The following is a 26244-nucleotide window of genomic DNA, read 5'->3' as shown; positions in this document are numbered from 1 at the left end:
AGTGAACACACAGCTCGAAGCGGCTCACGCAGCCGTGCCAGAGATTGCGGAGCACTTCGAACGCAAGGCGCGCGTGGAGGAACTCCTCCGCCGGGTCCCGGAGACATCCACACCGGACGAGGCGGCGCAGCACGTGGCCGACGAGGCGATTGCGGGCTATCTCGACACGGGCGTCTGGCCCGACGACGTCGAACAGCGCGCGCAGACTGCCTATGTGGCGGCCAGTGGTGCTCAGGCAGTACGCAACCGCCTGGCGGCCCTTCACCGGGACTACATCGGCAATACCGGCCTGAAGCTCCTCCGTGAGGCACACCGTTCGGAGATTCTGGCAGCGCTGGAGGTGCAGCTCCGCGACGTTCTGGCGGAGGCCAGGAAGCACGTCACGGCCCTCGGTGACGTCCGTACCGCCGACGAGGCGCTGACGGCCGGCGGGGAGGCTGCGGAGGCGTACACGGCTATCCGTGCCCTTGTGCCGGCGTTGAAGAACATTCGGGCCGCACAGTGGGAGGCGCTGTCTCAGGGCGAACTTACCGGCCTGACGAGTTTGTATCAGCGGGCGAAAGACAGCGGCTTCGGGGACGTCCAGGACGTGTCTGACGCGACGCCCGCGGAACAGTTCGAAGCGATGAAGTCACGACGCTACACGCTCTCTCACCTCGTGTGGCTTGCGCAGATGAACGGCGTTGCCTACGTCCCGGAGGACGTGGAGACCGTCGTTGCGGCGCAGGAGGCGTACGAGAACCGCGGGGCCGTTGCTGACGCCCCGAAGGCGATTCTCGAAACGTGGGAAACGCCGATCGTCCCCACGCCGCAGCCCGCCGAACCGCGCCCCACATATGAGCGTGAGCGCGTGCTCCGTGCCCGCTCCGGCCGCTCCTTCTGACCAGAAGAGGAACCATGACCGACCAACAGCAGACCCCGCCAACTCCCCTTGTGGGTACGGAACTTGAGCTTGCTCGGCTCCGCGCCGGCCTGACGGCTGGCCTGACCGTGGAGCAGTCCGCACGGCTCCAGGGCGCGGACGAGGCAGCGCTCACGGCCGACGCAACGGCGTTCGCCGCGGAGCTGTCCGCAGCCAACCCCGCGCCACAGGGCCCACGCTCCGGCGGGGACCGTGGTGGCGACGTCCAGGGCACTGCGGGAACCGTCAGCGCCGGCGTAGCCGAGTACCGGCGGAAGCACGGCCTGGACGAGGACGGCAACCGGCCGCCCGTCCCGCAGCGCGTCAACACATCCCGGACCGCCAACCCCTATGCCGAGCGCGGCTACACGACGGAGCACCGATGAGCAACTACACCCGCGACATCATCGCCCGCGTGCTGGAACTGGAAGGCGAAGGCGTCACAGTCCGGCTGCCTGGCGGTGACCTGTCCGGGACCATCACGAGCGTGTCCGACTCCTCGCACCTGTACGACGGAGGGCGGCTCTCGTTCGTGCTCACCGACGGCGAGTTGGTGCCCTGGCTGGTTCCGGTGAACGCCGTGTGCGCCATCGCTGCCACGTCGGCCTGATGCCCCGCCGGCTGAACAAGCTTGCCCCCGCGGCTCGTTGTCGCGGGGGCGGGTACTACTTCCGGCGCCAGAACGGGAACGACTTCACTGCGTCGCCAATGGCCTGAATTGCCGCAGCCTTGTCGGCGCCCTTGACGCTTCGGACACCGCTGATGTGAAGCGCCAGGAGGAACGTCCCGCAGAGGGCGAACACGACGAGCACAACGGCAGCCATGACGAGGGCAAACGCCTGCGGGGACATGGCAAGGAAATCAATAAGAGGTACAGACATGGGTGGACCCTTCGCCTACACGACGGAGGCCCGGAAAAGGGCGCACTCCGTTGCGGTCGAATGACTGCAAGCTTGGCGTCGGTCGCAATGCGCGACGCGTCCACGTGGGTCCGCCCGTGGTGGCGTTCCGGATCAAAGCCCCGGTGCGCAAGCACCTTCCCACGGAACGCCCTGTACGTCAAGGGATGTTGCCGTGTCAACTATGGAAAGGAGGGGGCGCGATGGTTGCCCCTGGACCGCGACGAGATCTCAACAACCCGGGCAGCAGGGAGTACCGCGGGAAGGGATCGCGCAGGGTGACAGGCCCTGTCGTGCTTCCTCTCGACGGATGCGATCTGCCGGCGCCGGACATGCCGTCAGGGCGTGACTGGACGGAGCCCGAGAAGGCCACGTGGACGGAGCTGTGGGCATCGGCACAGGCAACGATGTGGGACGACTCCTTCGTTCTCATGGTCGCCACGTACGTTCGCATCACGCATGACATCTTCTCTGGTCAGTGCCGCGCAGGTCTGGCAGCAGAAGCGCGCTACTACGCAGACCACCTTGGTCTCTCTCCCGCAGGGCTGAAGACACTGGGCTGGGAGCTGGAGCGTGCAGGTACAGGCATGGGTGAGCTGCACGCCGTGCCCACCACGCAGAGCCTGAGCGTCGCGTGAGCAGCGCACGCAAGCAGGCACAGCTAGCGCGCAGGGCGCAGGCATCGGCAGGGCAGGGCTCAGGCGGCGCCTCGTCCGCAGTGCCTGCGGTGCTCATGCAGTGCTACGTAGACGAGTGGCTGACGTCCGAGGATCACGCGCTGGCCGACGGACAACGTGACGTCGTCGCCTGGAACCGCTGGCGACGAGCACGACAGACGTTCGCTGACGAGCGTGGGTTGACGCTCATGCAGGCGTTCGGCTGCGTGGCCCGTGGCGTCGCAGGTGAGAGCCGGCCAACGTGCAGTGCGCGCACTGGCTGTGCAACGCGATCAAGGGCGACCGCGAGTGGCGTCCGGAGATGGCGCCGGCGCTCGCCGCGTGATCACGTGGCCCCGGAGGGCAGGGGATAGTCCCCTCCGGGGCACCTTCCGTGCCGTAAGAGTGCTAGTAGGCGCGAAACGGCAACCGGTTAGCCCTAAAGGCCCTCCGGGGCCATTTTGGGCATCCTGAGGCCCTGAGCGGCTTTCTGGCGGACTTTTGGCGACTCCGCGCGATCGATCGAGAGCCTAAAAATCGGGCCCCGGAGGCTCAAAAAGCCCCGAAAGTGTGACGCCAAGGGCAGGTAAAGCCGCTGGTCAGAGCGCTATTACCGTTTCAAAGATCATCTAGCCACCTCCGTCCCCATTGAAGACGTGGAGACGTTAGCCATGCCCTGGAGGCACCGTGTCCGACGAACCCAACCCCGATACCGAGACCTGTCGGCGTCCCGGCTGCACCTGGCCGCGCGCATACCGCAAGGGGCGGGGTCCAGGCCGGCACATCCGCCGAAGCGCAACGTGTTCGTTCGCATGTGGGGCGTGGATGGAGCGCGCACAGCTTGCCATGGAGTTCGGGGACGAGGCGGAAGCCAGGCGACTTCTGCACTTTGCGCGGCTGTTGGATCAGCGCAAGAGCACTCAGCGCCCCATCCCAGGCATCTTCGACTTCCCTCGGAAGGCCGCCTGACGGCCTACGACGCGTACCACCACCCACGGCCCCTGAGGACGCTCAGGGGCCTTTCCTATGCCCTCCGGAGGGCCAATGAGAACCACTGAAGAGAACGTCTGCGCCCGTGACGGGTGCGGCTGGACCACGGAACACGTCTGGGTGGCTGATATGGCGCTGCCAACGTCGTATTGCAGCGACGCTTGTGCGGATTTCGACTGGCTCCGTCGTTGCCTGGACGCCCTGGAACTGACGGCCGACGTCATCGCTCTGTACGGCAACCTGCGCGGCGTCGCTGACGTCCTGGACGCCCGCACCGACCCGACTCAGATCGGGGCGTTGATCGATGACTGACCTGGACATCGTCGGCGGTGCTGCCGTCGACGTAGTGCCCGTAATCCCTCAGTTCCACACCAAGCTGAAGGCCCTCGTCCTCCCCATCGCCGACAAGGTTGGGGAAGAGGCCGGACGTCGCATGGGGGAGGCGATCAGCCGGAACATCGTCATCGCCATCCCGGACGCGATCCGGACCGGTGGACGAGCCGGCGTAGCAGCCGCGGGGCGCTCCGGTGACGACGCGGGAGGCGCGTTCGCACGCAGCCTGAAGCGCAAGCTGGAGGTCGCTTTCAAGGCGATGCCGAAGCTTGACATCCGCCTCGGAGACACTGGCGCTGACGCCGAACTAGCGCGCCTGCGAAGCAAGTTGGAGCAGCTGAGCGGCAAGCGCATCGGTATCGACGTCGACGCCATGGCCGCTCGCGCCGAAGTTGTGCGCCTGGAGGAGCAGCTCCGACGGCTGGGAGCCGAACACCCCAACGTCGCCGTACGGGCTGACACAGCAGCCGCACGCGCGGCGCTTATCGCCATCCGGGAGGAAATCGACGCTGTCGACCGGAAGCGGATCAACGTCCCCGTTCGCGTCGACACAAGCCAGGCCAGTTCCGCCCTGCTCAGCCTCGGGATCCAGGCTGCGGCCCTGACTGCGATTCCTTTGGGTCCGGTGCTGGCCGCCGGTCTGGGAGCTGTCGCCTCCATGGCAGTAGCAGCCGGCGCCGGTATCGCTGGCGTCGTCCTCGTCGCGATCCCTGCCATCAAGAGCGTCACAAGCGCACTTCAGCTGAAGACAGCCGCGGAGGACGAGGCCAAGAACGCCACCGACAGGGGCGCTCAGGCGACGTCGCAGGCGGCATCCAAGGCGCTCCAAATGGCTGGCGCTCAGGCGTCGCTAGCCTCCGCTCACCGCAATGCCGCACGCTCCATCGAGAGCGCAGAGAGGGCCGTCGCGCAGGCACGGCGGGCCGTGGGCGACGCCACTCAGCGGGCCGCGGAGCAGCGCCAGACAGCCGCTGACGGAGTGCGCAGGGCCGAACAGAGCCTTGCCGACGCTCAGCGCACCGCACGCCAGGCGGAGCAGGACCTCACACAGGCCCGTGCTGACGCCGCTCAGCAGCTCCAGGAGCTGTCAGACCGGCTCATCGATGGGCACCTGGACCAGCGGGAGGCAACTCTCCGCGTCCAGGAGGCGGAACGGGATCTGCAAGCCACGTTGGCGGACACCACGTCCACGGACCTCCAGAAGGAGGCCGCACAGCTGGCGTACGACCGCGCGGTTGCCAACGCCAAGAAGCAGAAGGTCGACTTCGCCGACCTCCAGAAGGCTGCCAAGAAGCAGCGTCAGGCCGGCGTAGAGGGCTCCGACGCAGTCAAGGCAGCGACGGAGCGCGTATCCGACGCTCAGCGGGGCGTAGTGGATCAGACGGAGGCGCTGGGCAAGGCGCAGGCTGCCGTCACGAAGGCGCAGAAGGACGGCGCGCGGGACGTCGCCGACGCGCAGGCGAAGGTAGCTGACGCTGTGAAGTCCGCGGCCGACGCGCAGGTCTCCGCGTCGGAGTCCATCGCCAACGCTCAAAGAGGTTTGGCGACTGCCCAGCTCTCGTCGGCATCGGCAGCGGGTACCGCTCGCACGAAGGCGGACGAGTATCGCGAAGCACTGGCGAAGATGACCCCCGCCGGCCGGGACCTCTTCGACGCCATCGCCGGCAGTCGGGGACTCTCCGCGGGATTCAAGGCGTGGTCGACGAGCCTGCAACCGGCGGTGCTTCCGCTTTTCACCCAGGCAGTCAACGGACTGAAGAACTCACTGCCGGGTCTGACGCCGATCGTAAAGGGCGCAGCTCTCGGAATTGACGACCTCCAGGATTCCGCATCGCGTGAGCTGAAGTCGCCTTTCTGGCAGGGGTTCAAGCGAGACATCGCGACGAGCGTGCGCCCTGCCATCGTCGGACTGGGCAAGGCTCTCGGGAACACCGTTAAGGGCATGGCAGGCGTCATTGACGCTTTCCTCATCCACATGGACGGAATTGCGAAGAAGTCTGACGGCATCACGTCCCGGTTCGCGAAGTGGGGAACGTCGCTCAAGGGCAGTCCCAAGTTCGAGAAGTTCCTGAAGTACGTCAAGGACACCAGCCCCGGGCTCGGTAAGTTCTTGGGCGATCTCCTGACGGCTGCTCTTGACGTCGCAAAGGCGGCATCGCCGCTCTCAACGACGATGATGGCGATCGTTGGGCCTGTTTTCCAGGCGATTAGCAAGGTTGCCACGGAAAACCCCGGCGTTGTGCAAGCGTTGTGGGGGTTGTGGGCCGCTCAAAAGGCGGTCGCACTTGGAATGGTGGCGTTCAGCGCTGCGATGTACCTATACGAGAGCGTCATGCTGCTCGCATCCATCGCAACGGCAGGGTTTGGCACCGTTCTCAGCGCGACGGGAATCCTCCCGATCATCCGCGCCGTACTGATCGTCGTAGGTCTCCTCGTCGCCGCATTTGTGCTGGCGTACAAGAATTGCGACGGTTTCAGAGCTGCCGTCGACGGCGCTTGGGCTGGCATCAAGGCCGGAACGATATTCGTCTGGAACAACATCCTGAAGCCGACCTTCGCGGCCATCTGGACCGCAATCAAGGCGGTCGGCGACGTGGCGAAGTGGCTGTGGACCAACGCGATCAAGCCGTCCTTCGACCTCATCGCAGCAGCCGCGGAACCCCTGTTCAGGATCCTGGTAACCCTGCTCCTCCTCCCCGCGTACGTGGCCTTCAAGGCCCTGGGCGCGATCGGGATATGGCTGTGGGAGAAGGCGCTCAGGCCGGCATTCAAGTGGATCGGCGACGGCGCAATGTGGCTCTGGGATAAAGCCATCGGGCCCGCGTTCGGCTGGATAGGCGACAAGGCCAAGTGGCTGTACGAGAAGGCCATCAAGCCTGCCATGACGGAGGCTAAGAGGCAGTTCGACGCCCTGGGCACCGTTGCCAAGTGGTTGTGGGATAAAGTCATCAAGCCCGTCTTCGGATGGATCGGAGACAAGGCCAAGTGGCTGTACGAGAAGGCTATCAAGCCGCCGTTCGACAGCATCAAGGATGCCGTCGATCTCGTCGCGAAGGCTTTCAAGCTCTCGAAGGACGAGATCAAGAAGCAGTGGGATCAGCTCCAGGGAATCGCTAAGAAGCCCATCAAGTTCATCATCGATCACGTCTACAACAAGGGCATCGTCCCGTTGTGGAACGGGGTGGCTGGGGTCACTGGAGCCGGCAAGCTGAATAAGCTGCCTCTGGACGGGTTCCACACTGGCGGCATCATGTCCGGCTATTCTCCGGGCCGTGACGATCGAGTTATCGCCGTAGGCGGTGGCGAGGCCATCATGCGCCCGGAGTGGACGCGAGCAGTCGGCGCAGACAAGATCAACTCTTGGAATGCGGCTGCCCGTTCAGGCGGCGTCAGCGGTGTCCAAAAGGCCATCTCCAATGGCATGCCCGCGTTCAAGGACGGTGGCGTCGTCGGATGGGTCAAGGATAAGGCGGGTGACGTCGGTGATTTCCTCTCCGGCGCCATCGACTACCTGAACCCGAAGAAGCTCTTCGACAAGGCGACGAAGGCCATCACGGGCCAGATGAGTCACCTCCTGACGAACCCGTGGGCGAAGTCCGTTGCGCAGCTCCCCATCAAGGCCCTTTCCAGCATGAAGGACAAGGCCTTGGACCTTCTCGGTTTCGGCGGAGGAGGTGGCGCAGGAAACTCTACTGGCGCGTGGGCCAAGCCCGTGAATGTCCCGTACGGCACTCGATTCGGCGTTGCCGGCTCCATGTGGTCGTCCGGGCATCACACCGGCCTGGACTTCCCGGCAGCCACCGGGACGGCGATCAGGGCCGTGGCCGACGGTAACGTCTCGCAGGCGACGTCAGGCGGACCCTACGGGAACCACGCCATGATCAACCACGGTGGCGGACTCGCCTCCCTGTACGCGCACATGAGCAAGATGCTGACCTCCGTGGGCGCTGCTGTGAAGCAGGGCCAGGTGATCGGCAAGGTGGGCGCCACTGGCAACGTCACCGGGCCTCACCTCCACCTGGAGGCGCGGCTCGCTGGCAAGGCCATCGACCCGATGCGCTACCTGGAGGACAACGCAGGGAGCGGCGGGAAGGGCGTCCAGCGCTGGCGTGGCGTCGTCCAGCAGGCATTGCGCCTGACGGGCAACCCCCAGAGCTACACGGACCTGACTCTCCGGCGCATGAACCAGGAGTCGGGCGGTAACCCGCGGGCGGTCAACAACTGGGACTCCAACGCGCGTGCCGGCTACCCGTCGACGGGCCTCATGCAGCTCATCCGTCCGACGTGGGAGTCCTTCGCGGGGCGGTTCTCCAAGACGGGCCCGTTCATGAACGGCGTCTCTGTCGACCCGCTGGCCAACGTGTTCGCCTCCATGACGTACGCCAAGCGTGCCTATGGGTCGATCGCGACGGCCTACAACCGTCCGGGCGGCTACGACTCCGGCGGCTACCTGATGCCGGGCTGGACCCCAGTGTTCAACGGCACTGGCAAGCCCGAGCCCGTTTTCACCTCCGGCCAGTGGGACACCATCCGGTCCCACGCGAATCAGGGCGGAGGCCCGACAACGATTCAGGCTGACGTCCGGGTCTTCGTAGGTGACCGCGAGATCACGGACATTGTGCGGACGGAGGTCGTCGCGCACGAGGAATCCACGGCAGCAGCTATCGAGACAGGACGGTGGATCAGATGAGTGAGGCCGCCTGACGCACACAGGGCCGCTCTCCCGGCATGGGAGGGCGGCCCACTCGCACGCCTACAACTCGCCCTGGAGCGGCCCGACATGGGCCCTCCAGGGCTTCCCCGAGCATCATCGAGAGGACACCCCATGGACTTCACCAAGCCCGCCAAGCCACAGTGCGCCATCACGTGCGGCCACTGCAACGCCGACGTACCGCAGAAGGAGGGACGGGGCCGGCTGCGGCTGTTGCGCCCTTGACCGCGCGCCTACTCCGCGTCATCGTCGTAGAACCTTGCGCAACCCCGACGACATGGAGGAATCATGACGTTACATTTCATCGCGAAGGACCCTGATTCAGAAGAGGATCACTGCCCGTCGGTATGGTTCGACGACGTGGCACAGGAGTTCGTCGTCCAAGGATGGAAGGCGGACGAGATGCTTCAGCTGAAGTGCCTGGAGTCGGGCCCCATTCCGGACAGTGAAGCGGTGGTTCGCCTCCCTGCCCGAATGATCGATGTGCTGAGGAAGGTCGTTGATGTCGCAGACCGTTCCGCCGTTCGCTGAGCTACTGGCGAACTGCCGTCGGTCAGCTGTCCACCTGGAGACCCGTGACACCTACGGGATCCCCAAGGAGAACAGCGACTTCACTGCGTGGCGTGCCGGTCGCCGTTACGACAACGGCGACCGCTCGTCGTGGTGGAGCAGCTTTCACGACGCCATCGCAGAGGCGACATCACGCGGGGTCGTCATCCGACGTGCCCGAATCGTGTCTGAGCCGTTGAGTGAGTACGTCCGGTTCGAGCACGCACGTACGCCACGGAACATCGAAGCCGGCGAGGAGGTCAGATGGCTTCCACGCCGACTCGCGGTAGACCTCCTCGTGCCAGTCAACGACTTCTGGTTGTTCGACGACGAGCGGATCCGTGTGCATCACTTCGCAGCTACGGGAGCGCACGTGCGCGATGAACTGGAGGAGCGGGCCGACGTCGTGGAGCGGCACGCCGAAGCGTTCCGCGCAGTCTGGGAACGTGCCATCCCGCACGAGGACTACCGGGTCTGATCACAGGTGTCCGAACCGTCTCCATCCCCGTCAGCCCGGGTCGCAGAAGCCCGCGAGCGGGTAGCCGCGCGCCTTCGTGAGCTGCGGCTAGACGCTGGGCTGACGGGGCGAGACGTGGCCTATCGGACCGGATGGCACGGGTCCAAGGTAAGCCGCATGCAGGGCGGCGTCAGTCAGCCGTCTGACGCCGACATCCGCGCTTGGTGCCGCGCTTGTGACGCAGACTCCCAGGCCCCTGACATCATCGCCATCGCGCGTACGGCCAGCTCGATGTACACGGAGTGGAAGCGCAAGGAGCGCGCAGGGCTGAAGCGCATGCAGGACGGTCGTGTCCCGCTGTACGAGAGCACCACGGCAATGCGCGTCTATAGCTCCAGCGTCGTCCCCGGACTACTCCAGACGCGTGAGTACGCCCGTGCCCTTCTCCGCACGATCGGCCGCTTCAAGGACCTGCCCGACGACTCCGAGGCCGCCGCGGAAGCACGGGTTGCACGGTCGCAGATCATCACCCGCGCCGGCCGGACGTTCTCCATTGTGGTGGAGGAGGCCGCTCTCCGACGTCGGGTCGGGGACATGGAGACCATGGCCGCGCAGTTGGGATCGCTGTTCACCGTCGCGACCTTGCCCGCCGTGTCGCTGGGCGTGATCCCTGCGGGTGCTCCGGCGCTGTGGCCACTGGAGACGTTCACCATCTACGACGAAGATCGCGTCTCCGTGGAGCTGTTGACGGCCGGCCTCACCATTACGGCACCGTCGGAGGTGGCTCAGTATCTTGCCGCACACCGCCAGATGTCGAAGGCGGCACTCGTCGGTCCGGCCGCCTATCGGATCATCGCTGACGCCATCGCGGCACTCGGGTAACTGGGATAGAAACCCGTAGAACTTCCTGGGAACTCCGCCTTCCGGACCCGTAGCGTCATCGGCTAGAAGCCCACGGCGGAGGAGCGGACATGCCGACAGTCATGCGTCAGCCCAGCGAAGTGCATCTGACGGAACCAATCGCCCCGCGCCCCTATCCGGGCTGCAAGGTGTGCGCGGCCCTCGTGAAGGAGTGGGTCGCCGTGACGGAACCGGCCTCCCCGCAGTACAGCTTGAAAGAGGCATTCCGCCTCGTCGACGAGATCAAGAGCCATCGTGCGGACGACGAGGCCAGCGCGCCCGCCCTCTGACGTCCGACAGACCGCACACCGGAGTTCGCGCCCCGGTGTGCAGGAGCGGCAGGGGCTGAGGTCGACATACCCGCCCCTGCCGCTCCACTGAGGCCCCGTCTTCCGAACCCCCGGGAAGGCGGGGCTTCTGCGTAGCGCCCTATGTACTCAAGGCTTTGCTACCGAGCCCTCGATGGAGGTGAACATGGCGTCCGTGCGGTTGGGCAGCCCCGACTCACGGACCACCCGGACGGCGTCGGCGACGTACTCGCCGACGTCCTCACCGACACCCAGCGGGCTGACGGAGAAGGCGACGATCATGCGCTGACCGTGCCTTCACGGCGGGCCCGGGCGGCGATGACGCCGTCGGCCTCGTAGCGCTTCAGCACCTTGTCGCCGTACAGGCCGCCGAAGGGCAGTACGCAGAGCAGGAAGAAGAACGCGACGCGCTTGAACGGCCACTTGGTCTTCCCCCAGACGTCCAGGAGGAGCACAACGTAGATCACGAAGAGCACGCCGTGCAGCATGCCCAGCGGCATCATCAGGAAGTCGATGTCGGAGATCCGGCTCAGCACCGAGCCGAAGAGGATCAGCGCCGGGAAGGAGAGCGCCTCGGGAATCGAGATGAGGCGCAGCCGGTGCAGGGCGGTAGCGGTCTTGATGTCCACGGGGGCACCTTCGGTGGGAGGACGGTGACAGCTTGTGAACGCAGGCACAAGCGGCCCCCATTGTGGCATCGCCGCCCGCGGCGCCCGGCAGCGGGGGCGTGGCCGCGGCGCTTGCTCCGCAAGAGATACGTCCCGATTGCGTCCGCATCCGGTACCGGATGCGTATCAGGGGCGGTTCAGGGGGCCGGATCGGGTGACACGCCCTGTTCCGGCGGCGGCCCCTGCCGTTACCTTCGCCGGGTGGCGATGTTCCGACTCCAAGGCAGCAAGACGCTCGCCGTCGACCTGACCGGCGACGCAGTCAAGGCGAAGAACGGTTCGATGGTCGCGTACGACGGCCGGATGACGTTCAAGAAGATGACCGGCGGGGGTGAGGGTCTGCGCGGCATGGTGACCCGCCGGCTGACCGGTGAGCAGATGGCCGTGATGGAGGTGACCGGGCAGGGCACCTGCTTCTTCGCCGACCGCGCGAGCGAGATCAGTCTCGTCTCGCTGCACGGCGACAAGCTGTACGTCGAAGCGAGCAATCTGCTCTGCACCGACGCCGGGCTGCGCACCGGCACCACCTTCACGGGGATGCGCGGCAGCGCGGCGGGCAACGGCCTGTTCACCACCACCGTCGAGGGGACCGGCCAGGCGGCGATCATGTCGGACGGCTCGGCCGTGGCCCTGCGGGTCTCCGCCCAGTACCCGCTCTTCGTCGACCCGGGCGCCTACATCGCCCACCAGGGCAACCTCCAGCAGCACTTCCAGTCCGGGGTGAACTTCCGGACGCTCATGGGCGAGGGGTCGGGCGAGTCCTTCCAGATCCGGTTCGAGGGCGAGGGGCTCGTCTACGTCCAGCCCAGCGAGCGGAACACGATCGGGGGCAACGTCTGATGCCGTTCCGTGAGATCAACTCGAAGATGGTCGAGGCGACGGTGATCCCCGGCCAGAAGATGTTCAGCCAGCGTGGCGCGATGCTCGCCTACCGGGGCGAGGTGTCGTTCACGCCGAACATCCAGGGCGGCCAGGGCGGTGTGATGTCGATGATCGGCCGCCGGATGGCGAACGAGGCGACGCCGCTCATGACGGTCGAGGGAAACGGCACGGTGATGTTCGGCCACGGCGGCCATCACATCCAGGTGATCAACCTGACCGGCGACACCCTCTATGTGGAGGCCGACCGGCTGCTCGCCTTCGACGGGACGCTGCAGCAGGGGACCATGTTCATGGGCTCGCAGGGCGGCGTGATGGGCATGGTGCGCGGCCAGGTGAGCGGGCAGGGCCTGTTCACCACGACGCTGAAGGGACACGGCGCGGTGGCGGTGATGGCGCACGGCGGGGTCATCGAGCTGCCGATCACGCCGGGCCGCGAGGTGCATGTGGACCCGCAGGCGTACGTCGCGCACCACGGCGACGTGACCAACAAGCTCTCCACCGCGCTGGGCTGGCGCGAGATGGTGGGGCGCGGTTCCGGCGAGGGGTTCCAGCTGGAGCTCAGCGGCAGTGGTGCGGTGTACGTCCAGGCGTCGGAGGAGAAGCTGTGAGCGGGCCCGTGGTCTTCGACCCGATGACGCTGCCGTCGGACGACAACGTCAACGCGTACACCTTCTGCGTGGAGCTCAAGGGGAGCCAGTGGTTCCTCCAGAAGGGCAAGATGATCGCCTACTACGGGCGGATCGACTTCAACGGCATCGGGCACGGCCGCTTCCAGGGCCTGGTCCGTACGAGCTTCCACTCGCCGCTGCACGCGGCCGACTGGGTGGTGGCCGAGGGCAGCGGGAAGATGCTGCTCGCGGACCGGGCCTTCGATGTGAACTCGTACGACCTGGACGACGGGAACCTGACGATCCGGTCCGGCAACCTGCTCGCCTACCAGCCGTCGCTGGCGCTGAAGCAGTCGATCGTCCCGGGATTCCTGACGCTGATCGGTACGGGCAAGTTCGTCGCCGCGTCCAACGGTCCGGTGGTCTTCATGGAGCCGCCGTTGCGCGTCGACCCACAGGCGCTGGTGGGGTGGGCGGACTGCCCCTCCCCGTGCCACCACTACGACCACGGCTACATGACGGGCGTGCTGGGCGGGCTGCGGGCGATCACCGGGATCGGGGGCGCCTCGGGCGAGGAGCACCAGTTCGAGTTCGTGGGCGCCGGTACGGTACTGCTCCAGTCCAGCGAGACGCTGATGGCCGAACAGCCGACGGGGGCCGTGCCGCACCAGGCGGGGGTTCCGGGCGGGGGTCAACCTGGATCCGGACCCCGCAGGCCCGGTCAGCGGGGGGACTTCCCCCATCCCTTCAGTTTGTGAGCGGTAGTCTGCGGAGTGTGACGTCGAACGTCTGCGCCCTGACTGTGAGCGGGTGCCGGGCATCACACCCCCCAACTTCGTCCGGCTTTCAACTTCTTAGGTAGAATCGATACATGGAGACCGAGACGGCCACCCGCTGGCTGAGCGACGCGGAGCAGTGCGCCTGGCGCACCCACCTGGACGTCGGCAGACTGCTGACACACCAACTGGAGAAGGACCTCCAGCCGTTCGGCCTGACCATGAACGACTACGAGATCCTCGTCAATCTCTCCGAGTCGGACGACCAGCGCATGCGGATGAGTGACCTCGCCGGTGCCACGCTGCAGTCCAAGAGCAGGCTCTCGCACCAGATCACCCGCATGGAGAGCGCGGGCCTGGTCCGCCGGGAGAACTGCGAGTCCGACCGGAGGGGGCTGTACGCGGTCCTCACCGAGACGGGCGGCGAGACGATGCGCAAGGTCGCGCCGCACCACGTGGCGTCGGTCCGCAGGCACTTCATGGACCTGCTGACGCCGGAGGCCCTGGAGCAGCTGCACGCTGCCCTGACCCCGGTCGCCGACCACCTGCGCGGGCGGCGCGGCAAGCTCTGACCCACTGGGGCCTGTCGTCGACCTGCCGTCGTCGCCCGAAGGGCGGCCGCGACGACAGGCCCTGGGGGTTCAGCGGGTGCCCGGCAGCCACAGCACGAACCGGGCGCCCCGCTCCCCCGCATCCGTCACGGTCAGCCGGCCCCCGTGCCGCACGGCCACATCCCGGGCGAGGGCCAGGCCCAGTCCCGCCCCGCCCTCGTCACGGGTGCGGGCGTCGTCGAGGCGTACGAAGCGTTCGAAGATCCGCTCACGTTCCGCCTCGGGCACCCCGTCCCCGTCGTCGGTGACCTCGACGACCACACCACCGCCCTCCGCGCGCACGGCGACCGCCACCGCATGACGGGCGTGCCGCTCGGCGTTGTCCAGCAGATTGCCGACCACCCGGGCCAGCTGCGTACGGGAACCGGTCACCTCCAGGCCCCCGGTCTCCTCCGCGACGGACACCGTCACCGGGATCCGGTCACCGGTGCGCTGCGAGACCTCCTCGCGCACCAGCGCGCCGAGCTCCAGCAGGGCCGTGCCCGGCCGCTCCCCCGCGTCCAGCCGGGCCAGCAGCAGCAGATCGGCGGCCAGCGCCTGGAGCCGTACGGTGTCGGCGACCGCGCCCGTCACGTCCAGCAGTTCCGGGTGCGCGGCGCCCACCTCCAGCTGGGTGCGGAGCGACGCGATCGGGCTGCGCAGTTCGTGCGAGGCGTCGGCGACGAAGCGCCGCTGCCGCTCGACGGAGGCCTCCAGGGCGGTGAGCGTCTCGTTCGTCGTACGGGCCAGGCGGGCGATCTCGTCGTGCGAACCGGGCTCCGGCACCCGCCTGCTCAGATCCTCGGACGCGGTGATCGCGGCCATCTCGCGCCGGATGCCCTCGACCGGGCGCAGCGCCCGCCGCGTCACCAGCCAGGTCACACCGGCGACGACGAGGAGCACGACGGGCAGTCCGGTCAGCATCGCGCCGCGCACACTGCCGACGGCCCGCTGCTCGGCGGCGAGCGGGGCGCCCGCGTGCACGGTCAGGGTCAGCCCGGCCGCGTTCGTGGCCTCGACGGAGGCGAAGCGGTAGTCGGCGCGGTCACCGTCGACCGTTGCGGTGCCGTTGGTGAAGTCCGGGTCGTCGGTGGAGACCTCACCGCGGGCGGGGTCGGGGCTGTCCGTCCCGTCGTCATCGTCGCCGTCCTCTTCGCCGTCCTTGGCGGAGGCGGAGGGCGAGGGCGAGGACGGGAGCGTGGGCGTGATCCGGTCCGTGCCGGTGCCGGAGATCGCCTCCAGGTCCTTCGAGACGGCGACCACCCGGCCGTCCTCGTCGGTCACCTGGACGGGGTGGTCCTCCTCGTCGCCCGTCTCCAGCCGGTCGTACGGCACGCCCAGGGCCAGCTGCCCCGCTACCTCCCGGGCCGCGACCTCGGCCTGGAGCCCGGCCTGGTCGGTGAGGTTGGCGCGCAGGACCAGGAGGACGGAGAGCCCGGCGACGGCCAGCGCGACGGCGACCACCACGGTGGCGCCGAGCGCCGCCCTGGCCCGTACGGACCTCACAGCGCCTCCAGCCGGTAGCCGGCGCCGCGCATCGTGCGGATGGACGCCGTGCCGAGCTTGCGGCGCAGGGTGCTGACGTACACCTCGACGATGTTCGGGTCGCCGTCGTAGGCGAAGTCCCAGACGTGCTCAAGGATCTCCGCCTTGCTCACCACCTGCCCGGCCCGCAGCACGAGCTGTTCCAGCACGGCGAACTCCTTCGCGGTGAGGGCGATCTCCTCCTCGTCGCGGTGGACCCGGCGGGCCGCGGTGTCCATGCGCAGGGAGCCGACCGTGACCACCGGGGACGTGGTCCCCGCCCGGCGGCGCAGCAGCGCCCGGACCCGGGCGACCAGCACCACGTAGCTGAACGGCTTGGTCAGGTAGTCGTCGGCGCCTGTGTCGAGACCCTCCGCCTCGTCGTACTCCCCGTCCTTCGCGGTCAGCATGAGGATGGGCACCTCGTGGCCCGCGGCACGCAGGGCGGCGCAGACCCGGTAGCCGTTCATCCCCGGCAGCATGATGTCGAGGACGACGAGGTCGTAGGCGCCGTCGGAGGCCCGGTGCAGCCCTTCCAGGCCGTCGTGGACCACGTCCACGGCGAACCCTTCGGCGGTGAGCCCCCGGGCCAGGGAGATCGCCAGCCGCTTCTCGTCCTCCACGATCAACAGGCGCATGTGCACAGCGTCGCAAACGGAGGCTGAAGAAGCCTTCAGGTGGCTTCAGGCTGCGTTCAGCATCGCCCCGGCAGTGTGGGCCGCATCGCAACGGACCCATCCGATCGGGGAGGAACCCTCATGAAGCGAAAGATCGTCATCGCCGCCGTCACCGCGGCCGTACTCGTCGGCGGCGGGACCGCGACGGCCGTGGCCCTCGCGGACGACCACGACAGCCGTGACGCCGGCAGTGGCGTCGCCGCCCGTGTCACCGCCGGCGACGCGGCCTCGTCCGCCGTCCGGGCCGTCCCGGGCACGGTGACCGAGGCGGAGCTCGACGACGAGGACGGCGCCCTGGTCTGGGAGCTGGACGTGTACGGCTCCGACCGGGTCTGGCACGACGTGACAGTGGACGCGGGCAACGGCAAGGTGCTCGGGAAGCACACGGACGACGACAACGACGACCGCGACCGGCACGCGCCGCGGTCGGCCCCCGTCACGCTCGACGCGGCGGTCGCCGCCGCGCTCAAGGCGTCCCCGGGCACGGTGACCTCGGTCGAGCTGGACGGTCACGGCGGCAAGGCGGTGCGCTGGGAGGTCGATGTCCGGGGCAAGGACGGCAGGGCGCACGAGCTGAACGTGGACGCGAAGTCGGGTGCGGTCACGGTGGACCGGTCCGACGGCGACCACGGGGACGACCGGGGCGACGACGACTGAGGCCGCGTCCCGGGGACGATTGGGGCGACGACGACCGGGGCCGGTCCGCCGGCGCCGTTCCGCCGGGTCCCGGTGCGGCCGCACGCCGCACCGGGACCCGGGAACGGGTCCGGTCAGGCCTCCCCGGTGAGTCCCGCCACCAGTTCGTCCGCCGCCGCGTACGGATCGAGGCGGCCTGCCACGATGCGTGCGGCGAGGGCGTCCAGGCGGCGGTCGCCGTGCAGGTCCCCGATGCGCTCGCGGAGCCGGGTGACGGCGATCGTCTCGACCTCGCGGGCGGCCCGGGCGGTGCGCCGCTCGGCCAGGACCCCGTGCTCCTCCATCCACGCCCGGTGCTTCTCCAGTGCCTCGACGACCTCGTCGATGCCCTCGCCCCGGGCGGCGACCGTCTTCACGATCGGCGGGCGCCAGTCGCCGGGACCGCGGGACTCCCCGAGACCCAGCATGTGGTTGAGCTCGCGGGCCGTGGCGTCGGCGCCGTCCCGGTCGGCCTTGTTCACCACGTACACGTCGCCGATCTCCAGGATCCCGGCCTTCGCCGCCTGGATGCCGTCGCCCATGCCCGGGGCGAGGAGGACGACGGAGGTGTCGGCCTGGGAGGCGATCTCCACCTCCGACTGGCCGACGCCGACCGTCTCCACCAGGATCATGTCGAAGCCCGCCGCGTCCAGCACCCGGATGGCCTGCGGGGCCGACCAGGCGAGACCGCCCAGGTGACCGCGCGTGGCCATGGAACGGATGTAGACGCCCGGGTCCGAGGCGTGGTCCGCCATCCGGATCCGGTCCCCGAGGAGCGCGCCGCCGGAGAACGGGGACGACGGGTCGACGGCGAGCACGGCGACCCGCTTGCCCTGCCGCCGGTAGGCGGAGACGAGCGCCGATGTCGATGTCGACTTGCCGACACCCGGGGATCCGGTCAGGCCGACGACGCAGGCGTTCCCTGCCAGGGGTGCCAGCGCCGCCATCACCTCGCGCAGTTGCGGCGACGCCCCCTCCACCAGGGAGATGAGCCGGGCCACGGCCCGTGGCCTGCCCTCACGGGCCTGCTCGACCAGGGTGGGGACGTCCACCTTCACGCTCGGCCTCCTCGCTCGCTCGTACCGACTACTTGCCCGGTACGCGGATGATCAACGCGTCGCCCTGGCCGCCGCCGCCGCACAGCGCCGCCGCACCGGTGCCGCCGCCTCGTCGCTTGAGCTCCAGCGCCAGGTGCAGCACCACACGGGCGCCGGACATCCCGATGGGGTGGCCGAGCGCGATGGCGCCGCCGTTGACGTTGACCTTGTCCGAGGTGACGCCGAGGTCCTTCATGGACTGGACGGCGACGGCCGCGAACGCCTCGTTGATCTCGATCAGGTCGAGGTCCTCGACGCCGATGCCCTCCTTCTTGAGGGCGTGGCGGATGGCGTTGGACGGCTGCGACTGGAGCGAGTTGTCCGGACCGGCCACGTTGCCGTGGGCGCCGATCTCGGCGATCCAGTCGAGGCCCAGCGCCTCGGCCTTGGCCTTGCTCATGACGACGACGGCGGCGGCACCGTCGGAGATCTGCGAGGAGGTGCCGGCCGTGATCGTGCCGTCCTTCGCGAAGGCGGGACGCAGCTTACCGAGGGACTCGACGGTCGTCTCGGCGCGGATGCCCTCGTCCTTGGAGAAGAGGACCGGGTCGCCCTTGCGCTGCGGGATCTCGACCGGGGTGATCTCGGCCTCGAAGAGACCGTTCTTCTGCGCCGCGGCGGCGCGCTGGTGGGACAGGGCGCCGATCTCGTCCTGGGCCGCACGCGTCAGGCCGAGACGGGTGTTGTGCTTCTCGGTGGACTCGCCCATCGGAATGTTCTCGTAGGCGTCGGTCAGGCCGTCGTAGGCCATCGAGTCGAGCATCTCGATGGCACCGTACTTGTGGCCCTCGCGGGACTTCGGGAGGAGGTGCGGGGCGTTCGTCATGGACTCCTGGCCGCCGGCCACGACCACGTCGAACTCACCGGCGCGGATCAGCTGGTCGGCCAGGGCGATGGCGTCGAGGCCGGAGAGGCACACCTTGTTGACGGTGAGCGCCGGGACGTTCATCGGAATGCCGGCCTTGACCGCCGCCTGGCGTGCCGGGATCTGCCCTGCCCCGGCCTGCAGCACCTGGCCCATGATCACGTACTCGACCTGGTCGCCGCCGATGCCGGCCCGGTCCAGCGCCGCCTTGATGGCGAAGCCGCCGAGGTCGGCTCCGGAGAAGCTCTTGAGGGAGCCGAGGAGGCGGCCCATGGGCGTACGGGCGCCCGCGACGATCACTGAGGTGGTTCCGGTCGTTCCTGACATGAGGCGCAGCCCCTTGGGATCGATTGTGAACGAGGGTTTACATGAATGTACTGAGCGGTACCCCGCCCGTCATCCGGCAACGGGTGTGATCGCGCGCACGTTGCGTAACCATCCGCCGGGCGCTGCACTGGTTCCATGCTGACGCGAATCGACCACATCGGGATCGCCTGTTTCGACCTCGACAAGACCGTCGAGTTCTACCGCTCGACCTACGGGTTCGAGGTGTTCCACTCCGAGATCAACGAGGAGCAGGGCGTGAGGGAGGCCATGCTCAAGATCAACGAGACGTCCGACGGCGGCGCCTCGTACCTCCAGCTGCTGGAACCGACCCGCGAGGACTCCGCCGTGGGCAAATGGCTGGCCAAGAATGGCGAGGGCGTGCACCACATCGCCTTCGGCACGGCGGACGTGGACGCGGACGCCGCGGACATCCGGGAGAAGGGGGTCAGGGTGCTGTACGACGAGCCCAGGACGGGTTCGATGGGGTCCCGGATCACCTTCCTGCACCCCAAGGACTGCCACGGTGTGCTGACCGAACTGGTCACGTCCCGGACGGAGCACTGACCCCGGCCGATCGGGCGGGAGCCGGACAACAGCTTCTCAGGGATACCCGGCCCGGTAGAGTGGGCTGTTCCGGGCCGGGGCCGGGTCGGGGCCGCGCCGCGTCCCCAGCCGTTGATCTGTCACCATTCCCCGGGGGACCGTTCGCCGGCGAACGGTACTCGTTTGGAGTTTGCGACCAGGGGACGGATGGGACCGCGCAGTGCGGGGCTACGAACGCCAGGAGAGCCACCGAGCTGAAGACGACCATCTCTCGCGGTTCGAAGCCGAGATGGACCGGCTGAAGACCGACCGGGAGAAGGCCGTCCAGCACGCCGAGGACCTCGGTTACCAGGTCGAGGTCTTGCGTGCCAAGCTGCACGAGGCCCGACGCAGTCTGGCGACCCGTCCCGCCTACGACAGCGCGGACATCGGTTACCAGGCGGAGCAGTTGCTCCGTAATGCCCAGATCCAGGCCGACCAGCTGCGCAACGACGCCGAGCGCGAGCTGCGCGACGCCCGTGCGCAGACGCAGCGGATCCTTCAGGAGCACGCCGAGCACCAGGCCCGGCTCCAGGCCGAACTGCACAACGAGGCCGTGCAGCGCCGCCAGCAGCTCGACCAGGAGCTGGCGGAGCGCCGCCAGACCGTCGAGTCCCATGTCAACGAGAACGTGGCCTGGGCCGAGCAGTTGCGCGCCCGGACCGAGGCCCAGGCCCGCCGGCTGCTGGAGGAGTCGCGTGCCGAGGCCGAGCAGGCGCTGGGCGCCGCCCGTGCCGAGGCCGCCCGGCTGGCCGACGAGACGCGTCAGCGTCTGGGCTCCGAGGCCGAGTCCGCCCGTTCCGAGGCCGAGTCGATCCTGCTGCGCGCCCGCAAGGACGCCGAGCGGCTGCTGGGCGCCGCCTCCAGCCAGGCGCAGGAGGCCACCGCCCACGCCGAGCAGCTGCGTACGTCGACGACGGCGGAGACCGAGCAGACGCGGCAGCAGACCACCGAGCTGAACCGGGCCGCCGAGCAGCGCATGCAGGAGGCCGAGACGCAGCTGCGCGAGGCGCGTGTCGAGGCCGAGAAGGTGCTGTCCGAGGCGAAGGAGGCCGCGGTCAAGCGGCTGGCCGGCGCCGAGTCGCAGAACGAGCAGCGCACCCGTACCGCCAAGTCGGAGATCGCCCGGCTGGTCGGCGAGGCCACCAAGGACGCCGAGTCCCTCAAGGCGGAGGCCGAGCAGGCGCTCGCCGATGCCCGGGCCGAGGCGGACCGGCTCCGTTCCGAGGCGGCAGACGCCGCGCGCACCGCCGCGGCCGAGGACGCCGCGGCCCAGCTCGCCAAGGCGGCCCGTGCCGCCGAGGAGGTGCTGACCAAGGCGTCCGACGACGCGAAGTCGACCACCAGGGCGGCGAGCGAGGAGGCCGACCGGATCCGCCGTGAGGCGGAGGCCGAGGCGGACCGGCTGCGCGGCGAGGCCGCCGAGCAGGCCGACCAGCTCAAGGGCGCGGCCAAGGACGACACCAAGGAGTACCGGGCCAAGACGGTCGAGCTCCAGGAGGAGGCGCGCCGGCTGCGCGGCGAGGCCGAGCAGCTGCGTGCCGAAGCGGTCGCCGAGGGCGAGCGGATCCGTGGCGAGGCCCGTCGCGAGGCGCTCCAGCAGATCGAGGAGGGCGCGAAGACCGCCGAGGAGCTGCTGGCCAAGGCGAAGGCGGACGCGGAGGAGCTGCGCGGCGCCGCGGGCGCCGAGAGCGAGCGGGTCCGCACCGAGGCCACCGAGCGGGCGGCGGCGCTGCGCAAGCAGGCGGAGGAGGCCCTGGAACGGGCCCGCGCCGAGGCCGAGCAGCTGCGCACCGAGGCCGAGGAGCAGGCGGAGTCGACGACGGCCGCGGCCGAGCAGGCGGCGGCCGAGCTGCGCGGGGAGACCGAGCGCGCGGTCGCGGCCCGTCAGGCGGAGGCGGCCGACGAGCTGACCCGGCTGCACAGCGAGGCCGAGACCCGGGTCACCACCGCCGAGCAGACGCTGAGCGAGGCGCGTGCCGACGCGGAGCGGATCCGGCGCGAGACGAACGAGGAGTCCGAGCGGCTGCGCGCGGAGGCCGCCGAGCGGCTGCGCACGCTGCAGGAGCAGTCCGAGACCGAGGCGCAGCGGCTGCGCGACGAGGCGGCGGCCGATGCCGCGCAGTCCCGTGCGGAGGGCGAGTCGGTCGCCGTACGGCTGCGCGGCGAGGCGGCCGCCGAGGCCGAGCGGCTGAAGACAGAGGCGCAGGAGAGTGCCGACCGGGTGCGGTCCGAGGCCGCGGCCGCCGCCGAGCGTGTGGGCACGGAGGCCGCCGAGGCGCTGGCCGCCGCCCAGGAGGAGGCGAACCGGCGCCGCCGCGAGGCCGAGGAGACCCTCGACGCGGCACGGACCGAGGCCAACCAGGAGCGCGAGCGGGCCCGCGAGCAGAGCGAGGAGCTTCTGGCTTCGGCCCGCAAGCGGGTCGAGGAGGCGCAGGCCGAGGCCCAGCGCCTGGTCGAGGAGGCGGACGCGCGGGCGACCGAGATGGTCGCCGCGGCCGAGCAGACCGCCCAGCAGGTACGGGATTCGGTCAACGGGCTCCAGGAGCAGGCCGAGGCGGAGATCGCCGGGCTGCGCTCCGCCGCCGAGCACGTCGCGGAGCGGACGAAGTCCGAGGCGCAGGAGGAGGCGGACCGGGTCCGTTCCGACGCGTACGCGGAGCGGGAGCGGGCCGGTGAGGACGCGGCCCGGGTGCGCCGGGTGGCGCAGGAGGAGACCGACGCCGCGAAGGCGATGGCCGAGCGGACCGTGTCCGAGGCGATCACGGAGTCGGAGAAGCTGCGGGCCGACGCCGCGGAGTACAGCCAGCGGATGCGTACCGAGGCGTCCGACGCCCTGGCCTCGGCCGAGCAGGACGCGGCGCGCAGCCGGGCCGAGGCCCGCGAGGACGCCAACCGGATGCGGTCCCAGGCCGCGGAGCAGGCCGACAGCCTGGTCTCCGAGGCCACGGCCGAGGCCGAGCGGCTTCGTGCGGAGTCGACGCAGCAGGCCGACAGCCTGGTCTCCGGCGCCACGGCCGAGGCCGAGCGGCTCCGCGCCGAGGCGACGCAGCAGGCGGCCCGGCTCGGTGACGAGGCGGCGGGCGAGGCGGAGCGGATGCGGGCGGAGGCGGCGGCGACCGTCGGTTCCGCGCAGGAGCACGCGGCCCGTACCCGCGAGGAGTCGGAGCGGCTGCGGGGCGAAGCCGAGGCGGCGGCCGAGCAGATGCGTGCGGAGGCGCGGCAGGAGGCGGACCGGCTGCTGGACGAGGCGCGCGAATCGGCCTCGAAGCGGCGTGCGGACGCGGCCGAGCAGGCGGACCAGCTGATCAACAAGGCCCAGGAGGAGGCGCTGCGCGCTGCCACCGAGGCCGAGGAGCAGGCCGACACGATGGTCGGGGTGGCCCGCAAGGAGGCCGTACGGATCACCTCCGAGGCGACGGTCGAGGGCAACTCCCTGGTGGAGCGGGCCCGGACGGACGCGGACGAGCTGCTGGTCGGCGCGCGGCGGGACGCCACGCAGATCCGGGAGCGGGCCGAGGAGCTCAGGAACCGGGCGGAGGCCGAGGTCCAGGAGCTCCACGACCGTGCGCGTCGGGAGACGGCCGAGCAGGTCAAGACGGTCGGCGAGCGCGTCGACAACCTGATGAAGGCCGCGACCGAGCAGCGCGAGGAAGCAGCCGCGAAGGCCAAGGAACTGCTGTCCGACGCCAACTCCGAGGCGAGCAAGGTCCGGATCGCCGCCGTGAAGCGGGCCGAGTCGCTGCTCAAGGAGGCCGAGCAGAAGAAGGCCAGCCTGGTGCGCGAGGCCGAGAAGCTGCGGGCCGACGCCGAGGCCGAGGCCAAGCGGACGGTGGACGAGGGCCGGCGCGAGCTCGATGTCCTGGTGCGCCGGCGTGCGGACATCAACACGGAGATCTCCCGTGTCCAGGACGTCTTGGAGGCGTTGGAGTCTTTCGAGACCCCCGGGGCGGGCGGTAAGGGCGCGGGCGCCGGTCCGCCGGGCGGCGTCAAGGCCACGGCGGCGGCGGGCACGCGTGCGGGTGGCAAGCAGTCGGATGGGTAGCCACCCGGTGCTCTTCCGTGGTTCGGCAAGAACGTTCAGCCCCCCGAGTGGCAAGGGTTACGGGGGTCAGCCACTCAAAAGGGGTGTCATTCTCCAGATCAAAAGGGCATCTGCTCGGTGACACGCCGTTCTGGCCCCTAGGATTCCCTCTATCACCTCACCGGTCTCACTTCGACAGGAACCCCATGAGTGACCCTTCCTCCCCCTTCGGCTTCGAGCTCGTGCGGCGTGGTTACGACCGCGGTCAGGTGGATGACCGCATTACCAAGCTCGTCGCCGACCGTGATAGTGCTCTCGCCCGCATCACGTCTCTGGAAAAGCGCATCGAGGAGCTCCACCTCGAAACGCAGAACGCCCAGGCCCAGGTGAACGACGCCGAGCCGTCGTACGCGGGTCTCGGCGCGCGTGTGGAGAAGATTCTCCGCCTTGCCGAGGAGGAGGCCAAGGACCTGCGTGAGGAGGCCCGTCGCGCCGCCGAGCAGCACCGTGAGCTCGCCGAGTCCGCCGCCCAGCAGGTGCGCAACGACGCCGAGACCTTCGCCGCCGAGCGCAAGGCCAAGGCCGAGGACGACGGCGTCCGCATCGTCGAGAAGGCCCAGGGTGAGGCCACCACGCTGCGCTCGGACGCGCAGAAGGACGCGGCCCAGAAGCGCGAGGAGGCCGACGCCCTCTTCGAGGAGACCCGCGCCAAGGCCGCCCAGGCCGCCGCGGACTTCGAGACCAACCTGGCCAAGCGCCGCGACCAGTCGGAGCGCGACCTCGCGTCCCGTCAGGCCAAGGCCGAGAAGCGTCTGGCCGAGATCGAGCACCGCGCCGAGCAGCTCCGTCTGGAGGCCGAGAAGCTCCGCACGGACGCCGAGCGCCGCGCCCGTCAGACGGTGGAGACCGCTCAGCGCCAGGCCGAGGACATCGTGGCCGACGCCAACGCGAAGGCCGACCGGATCCGCAGCGAGTCGGAGCGCGAGCTGGCGGCGCTCACCAACCGCCGCGACTCGATCAACGCGCAGCTGACCAACGTCCGCGAGATGCTGGCGACGCTGACGGGTGCCGCGGTGGCCGCCGCCGGCTCGCCCGCCGACGAGGAGCCCGCCACCCGCGGCGTCCCGGCGCAGCAGACCCGCTGATCACCTGCTCGGTCCAGCCCTTGCGCGCCCGGTTCCGCCTTTGTGGTGGCGCCGGGCGCGCGGCCGTTCTAGCGTGAACGCATGATCGAGCTTGATGGCCTCACCAAGCGCTTCGGCAACAAGGTTGCCGTCGACCAGTTGTCGTGCCGGATCAAACCGGGGATGGTGACGGGTTTTCTGGGACCCAACGGGGCGGGCAAGTCCACCACGATGCGGATGATGCTCGATCTCGACAACCCCACCAGCGGATCGGTGCGCATCGACGGCAAGCACTACCGCGATCTGTCGGAGCCGCTGAAGTACATCGGCGCGCTCCTGGACGCCAAATCGATGCACGGCGGCCGCAGCGCGTACAACAACCTTCTCTGTCTCGCCCAGAGCAACCGGATCCCGGAGAGCCGGGTGGCGGAGGTCCTGGACACCGTCGGCCTGACCGCGGTGGCGAAGAAGAAGTCCAAAGGGTTCTCCCTCGGTATGGGCCAGCGGCTGGGAATCGCGTCGGCGCTGCTCGGTGATCCCGAGATCCTGATGTTCGACGAGCCCGTCAATGGTCTGGACCCCGAGGGAATTCACTGGATCCGCAATCTGATGAAGGCGCTCGCCGCGGAAGGCCGGACGATCTTCGTCTCCTCCCATCTGATGAGCGAAATGGCACTGACCGCGGACCATCTGATCGTGATCGGTCAGGGCCGGCTGCTCGCCGACACCTCGATGGCCGACTTCATTCATGAGAACTCCCGTAGTTATGTGCGGCTGCGCTCCCCGCAGCAGGAGCGGCTGCGGGACGTCCTGCACGCGGAGGGAATCGTCGCGGTCGAGTCGGGCAACGGCACGCTGGAGGTCGACGGGGCCACCACCGAGGCGCTGGGCGAGCTCGCGGCCCGGCACACGATCGTGCTGCACGAGCTGAGCTCCCAGCGGGCCTCTCTGGAGGAGGCGTTCATGCAGATGACGGCGGACTCGGTGGAGTACCACGCGCATTCGGAGCGCGGGGCCGCGCCACCGCCGGTGGGGCCGCACTGGGGCGATCAGTGGAACCAGCCGCCCGGCTCCGCCCCGGGGGCGCCCGGCGGTTCCGGCACCGGAACGGGGGTGTGACG

25 protein-coding genes and 1 pseudogene are annotated in these 26244 nt (G+C 69.2%); 19 read left to right on the top strand and 7 right to left on the bottom strand.

Annotation, left to right across the window (positions count from 1 at the left end):
• Position 1 precedes the first annotated feature (1 nt).
• Genes OG446_RS26735 through OG446_RS26725 form a run of 3 tightly spaced genes read left to right on the top strand, consistent with a single transcriptional unit; the run spans position 2 to position 1511 of the window.
• Complete coding sequence (locus OG446_RS26735; protein ID WP_328896409.1) at positions 2-883, top strand: hypothetical protein; 882 nt, start codon at positions 2-4, stop codon at positions 881-883.
• A 14-nt stretch (positions 884-897) separates the two neighbouring features.
• Positions 898-1287 carry a hypothetical protein gene (locus tag OG446_RS26730; protein WP_328896408.1) on the top strand — a complete coding sequence of 130 codons (390 nt, stop codon included), beginning with the start codon at positions 898-900 and terminating at the stop codon, positions 1285-1287.
• The gene (locus tag OG446_RS26725; protein WP_328896407.1) at positions 1284-1511 is read left to right on the top strand and encodes a hypothetical protein; all 228 of its coding nucleotides are present in this window, start codon (positions 1284-1286) and stop codon (positions 1509-1511) included. The genes OG446_RS26730 and OG446_RS26725 overlap by 4 nt, the downstream gene beginning before the upstream one ends.
• Positions 1512-1566: 55 nt before the next feature.
• Here the strand turns inward: OG446_RS26725 and OG446_RS26720 are convergent, their stop codons facing one another.
• Complete coding sequence (locus tag OG446_RS26720) at positions 1567-1782, bottom strand: hypothetical protein (RefSeq protein WP_328896406.1); 216 nt, start codon at positions 1780-1782, stop codon at positions 1567-1569.
• 311 nt (positions 1783-2093) lie between these two features.
• Here OG446_RS26720 and OG446_RS26715 point away from each other — a divergent pair, with 311 nt between their 5' ends.
• The 7 genes from OG446_RS26715 to OG446_RS26685 all read left to right on the top strand — a co-directional run bounded on the left by OG446_RS26715 (position 2094) and on the right by OG446_RS26685 (position 10686).
• Entirely contained in the window at positions 2094-2438 is a 345-nt protein-coding gene (locus OG446_RS26715) for a hypothetical protein (RefSeq protein ID WP_328896405.1), read from the top strand.
• 1062 nt (positions 2439-3500) lie between these two features.
• Positions 3501-3758 (top strand): hypothetical protein, encoded by a 258-nt coding sequence (locus OG446_RS26710; RefSeq protein WP_328896404.1) that lies wholly within the window; start codon positions 3501-3503, stop codon positions 3756-3758.
• On the top strand, positions 3751-8469 hold the full coding sequence (locus OG446_RS26705) for a peptidoglycan DD-metalloendopeptidase family protein (RefSeq protein ID WP_328896403.1): 4719 nt from the start codon (positions 3751-3753) through the stop codon (positions 8467-8469). The genes OG446_RS26710 and OG446_RS26705 overlap by 8 nt, the downstream gene beginning before the upstream one ends.
• 309 nt (positions 8470-8778) lie before the next feature.
• On the top strand, positions 8779-9021 hold the full coding sequence (locus OG446_RS26700) for a hypothetical protein (RefSeq protein ID WP_328896402.1): 243 nt from the start codon (positions 8779-8781) through the stop codon (positions 9019-9021).
• On the top strand, positions 8993-9517 hold the full coding sequence (locus OG446_RS26695; protein ID WP_328896401.1) for a DUF6879 family protein: 525 nt from the start codon (positions 8993-8995) through the stop codon (positions 9515-9517). Before OG446_RS26700 ends, OG446_RS26695 begins: the two co-directional genes overlap by 29 nt.
• 6 nt (positions 9518-9523) lie before the next feature.
• Positions 9524-10378 carry a helix-turn-helix domain-containing protein gene (locus OG446_RS26690; protein ID WP_328896400.1) on the top strand — a complete coding sequence of 285 codons (855 nt, stop codon included), beginning with the start codon at positions 9524-9526 and terminating at the stop codon, positions 10376-10378.
• Between the two features lie 89 nt (positions 10379-10467).
• Complete coding sequence (locus OG446_RS26685) at positions 10468-10686, top strand: hypothetical protein (protein WP_328896399.1); 219 nt, start codon at positions 10468-10470, stop codon at positions 10684-10686.
• Between the two features lie 165 nt (positions 10687-10851).
• On the opposite strand, the pseudogene OG446_RS26680 reads toward OG446_RS26685, so the two are convergent.
• Together OG446_RS26680 and OG446_RS26675 are read right to left on the bottom strand one after the other, a co-directional pair.
• Positions 10852-10986 (bottom strand): annotated as a pseudogene (locus OG446_RS26680) (thiamine-binding protein); the annotation flags it as partial.
• The gene (locus tag OG446_RS26675; protein WP_328896398.1) at positions 10983-11333 is read right to left on the bottom strand and encodes a DUF3817 domain-containing protein; all 351 of its coding nucleotides are present in this window, start codon (positions 11331-11333) and stop codon (positions 10983-10985) included. The pseudogene OG446_RS26680 and the gene OG446_RS26675, both read right to left, overlap by 4 nt.
• A gap of 246 nt (positions 11334-11579) precedes the next feature.
• Between OG446_RS26675 and OG446_RS26670 the strand changes: the two genes are divergently transcribed.
• From OG446_RS26670 to OG446_RS26655, 4 genes are all read left to right on the top strand, one after another.
• The gene (locus tag OG446_RS26670) at positions 11580-12212 is read left to right on the top strand and encodes an AIM24 family protein (protein WP_326666317.1); all 633 of its coding nucleotides are present in this window, start codon (positions 11580-11582) and stop codon (positions 12210-12212) included.
• A complete protein-coding gene (locus OG446_RS26665; RefSeq protein WP_326657909.1) occupies positions 12212-12862 on the top strand; it encodes an AIM24 family protein in 651 nt (216 codons plus the stop codon). Before OG446_RS26670 ends, OG446_RS26665 begins: the two co-directional genes overlap by 1 nt.
• Complete coding sequence (locus tag OG446_RS26660) at positions 12859-13620, top strand: AIM24 family protein (protein WP_328896397.1); 762 nt, start codon at positions 12859-12861, stop codon at positions 13618-13620. Before OG446_RS26665 ends, OG446_RS26660 begins: the two co-directional genes overlap by 4 nt.
• Before the next feature lie 113 nt (positions 13621-13733).
• A complete protein-coding gene (locus OG446_RS26655; RefSeq protein ID WP_328896396.1) occupies positions 13734-14210 on the top strand; it encodes a MarR family winged helix-turn-helix transcriptional regulator in 477 nt (158 codons plus the stop codon).
• Positions 14211-14279: 69 nt separating this feature from the next.
• On the opposite strand, the gene OG446_RS26650 is transcribed toward OG446_RS26655, so the two are convergent.
• Complete coding sequence (locus tag OG446_RS26650) at positions 14280-15734, bottom strand: sensor histidine kinase (RefSeq protein WP_328896395.1); 1455 nt, start codon at positions 15732-15734, stop codon at positions 14280-14282.
• Positions 15731-16390 carry a response regulator transcription factor gene (locus tag OG446_RS26645; protein WP_328896394.1) on the bottom strand — a complete coding sequence of 220 codons (660 nt, stop codon included), beginning with the start codon at positions 16388-16390 and terminating at the stop codon, positions 15731-15733. The genes OG446_RS26650 and OG446_RS26645 overlap by 4 nt, the downstream gene beginning before the upstream one ends.
• Positions 16391-16510: 120 nt before the next feature.
• On the opposite strand from OG446_RS26645, the gene OG446_RS26640 reads away from it, so the two are divergent.
• Complete coding sequence (locus OG446_RS26640; RefSeq protein WP_328896393.1) at positions 16511-17086, top strand: PepSY domain-containing protein; 576 nt, start codon at positions 16511-16513, stop codon at positions 17084-17086.
• Positions 17087-17199: 113 nt separating this feature from the next.
• Here the strand turns inward: OG446_RS26640 and meaB are convergent, their stop codons facing one another.
• Both meaB and OG446_RS26630 read right to left on the bottom strand, forming a co-directional pair.
• Entirely contained in the window at positions 17200-18162 is a 963-nt protein-coding gene (meaB, locus tag OG446_RS26635) for a methylmalonyl Co-A mutase-associated GTPase MeaB (RefSeq protein ID WP_328896392.1), read from the bottom strand.
• Between the two features lie 28 nt (positions 18163-18190).
• Positions 18191-19393: an acetyl-CoA C-acetyltransferase gene (locus tag OG446_RS26630; RefSeq protein ID WP_328896391.1), complete on the bottom strand. Its 1203-nt coding sequence runs from the start codon at positions 19391-19393 to the stop codon at positions 18191-18193.
• A gap of 135 nt (positions 19394-19528) precedes the next feature.
• On the opposite strand from OG446_RS26630, the gene mce reads away from it, so the two are divergent.
• The 4 genes from mce to OG446_RS26610 all read left to right on the top strand — a co-directional run bounded on the left by mce (position 19529) and on the right by OG446_RS26610 (position 26242).
• Positions 19529-19957 (top strand): methylmalonyl-CoA epimerase, encoded by a 429-nt coding sequence (mce, locus tag OG446_RS26625; RefSeq protein WP_136328730.1) that lies wholly within the window; start codon positions 19529-19531, stop codon positions 19955-19957.
• A 199-nt stretch (positions 19958-20156) separates the two neighbouring features.
• A complete protein-coding gene (gene scy / locus OG446_RS26620) occupies positions 20157-24020 on the top strand; it encodes a polarized growth protein Scy (protein WP_328896390.1) in 3864 nt (1287 codons plus the stop codon).
• Between the two features lie 185 nt (positions 24021-24205).
• Positions 24206-25144 carry a cellulose-binding protein gene (locus tag OG446_RS26615; protein ID WP_326657919.1) on the top strand — a complete coding sequence of 313 codons (939 nt, stop codon included), beginning with the start codon at positions 24206-24208 and terminating at the stop codon, positions 25142-25144.
• An 81-nt stretch (positions 25145-25225) separates the two neighbouring features.
• Positions 25226-26242: an ABC transporter ATP-binding protein gene (locus OG446_RS26610; RefSeq protein WP_328896389.1), complete on the top strand. Its 1017-nt coding sequence runs from the start codon at positions 25226-25228 to the stop codon at positions 26240-26242.
• Positions 26243-26244 lie beyond the last annotated feature (2 nt).

The organism is Streptomyces sp. NBC_00236 (genome assembly GCF_036195045.1).
Lineage (GTDB): Bacteria > Actinomycetota > Actinomycetes > Streptomycetales > Streptomycetaceae > Streptomyces.
Note: the sequence above shows the minus strand (reverse complement) of the source record. Positions and strands in the feature narration are given on the sequence as shown.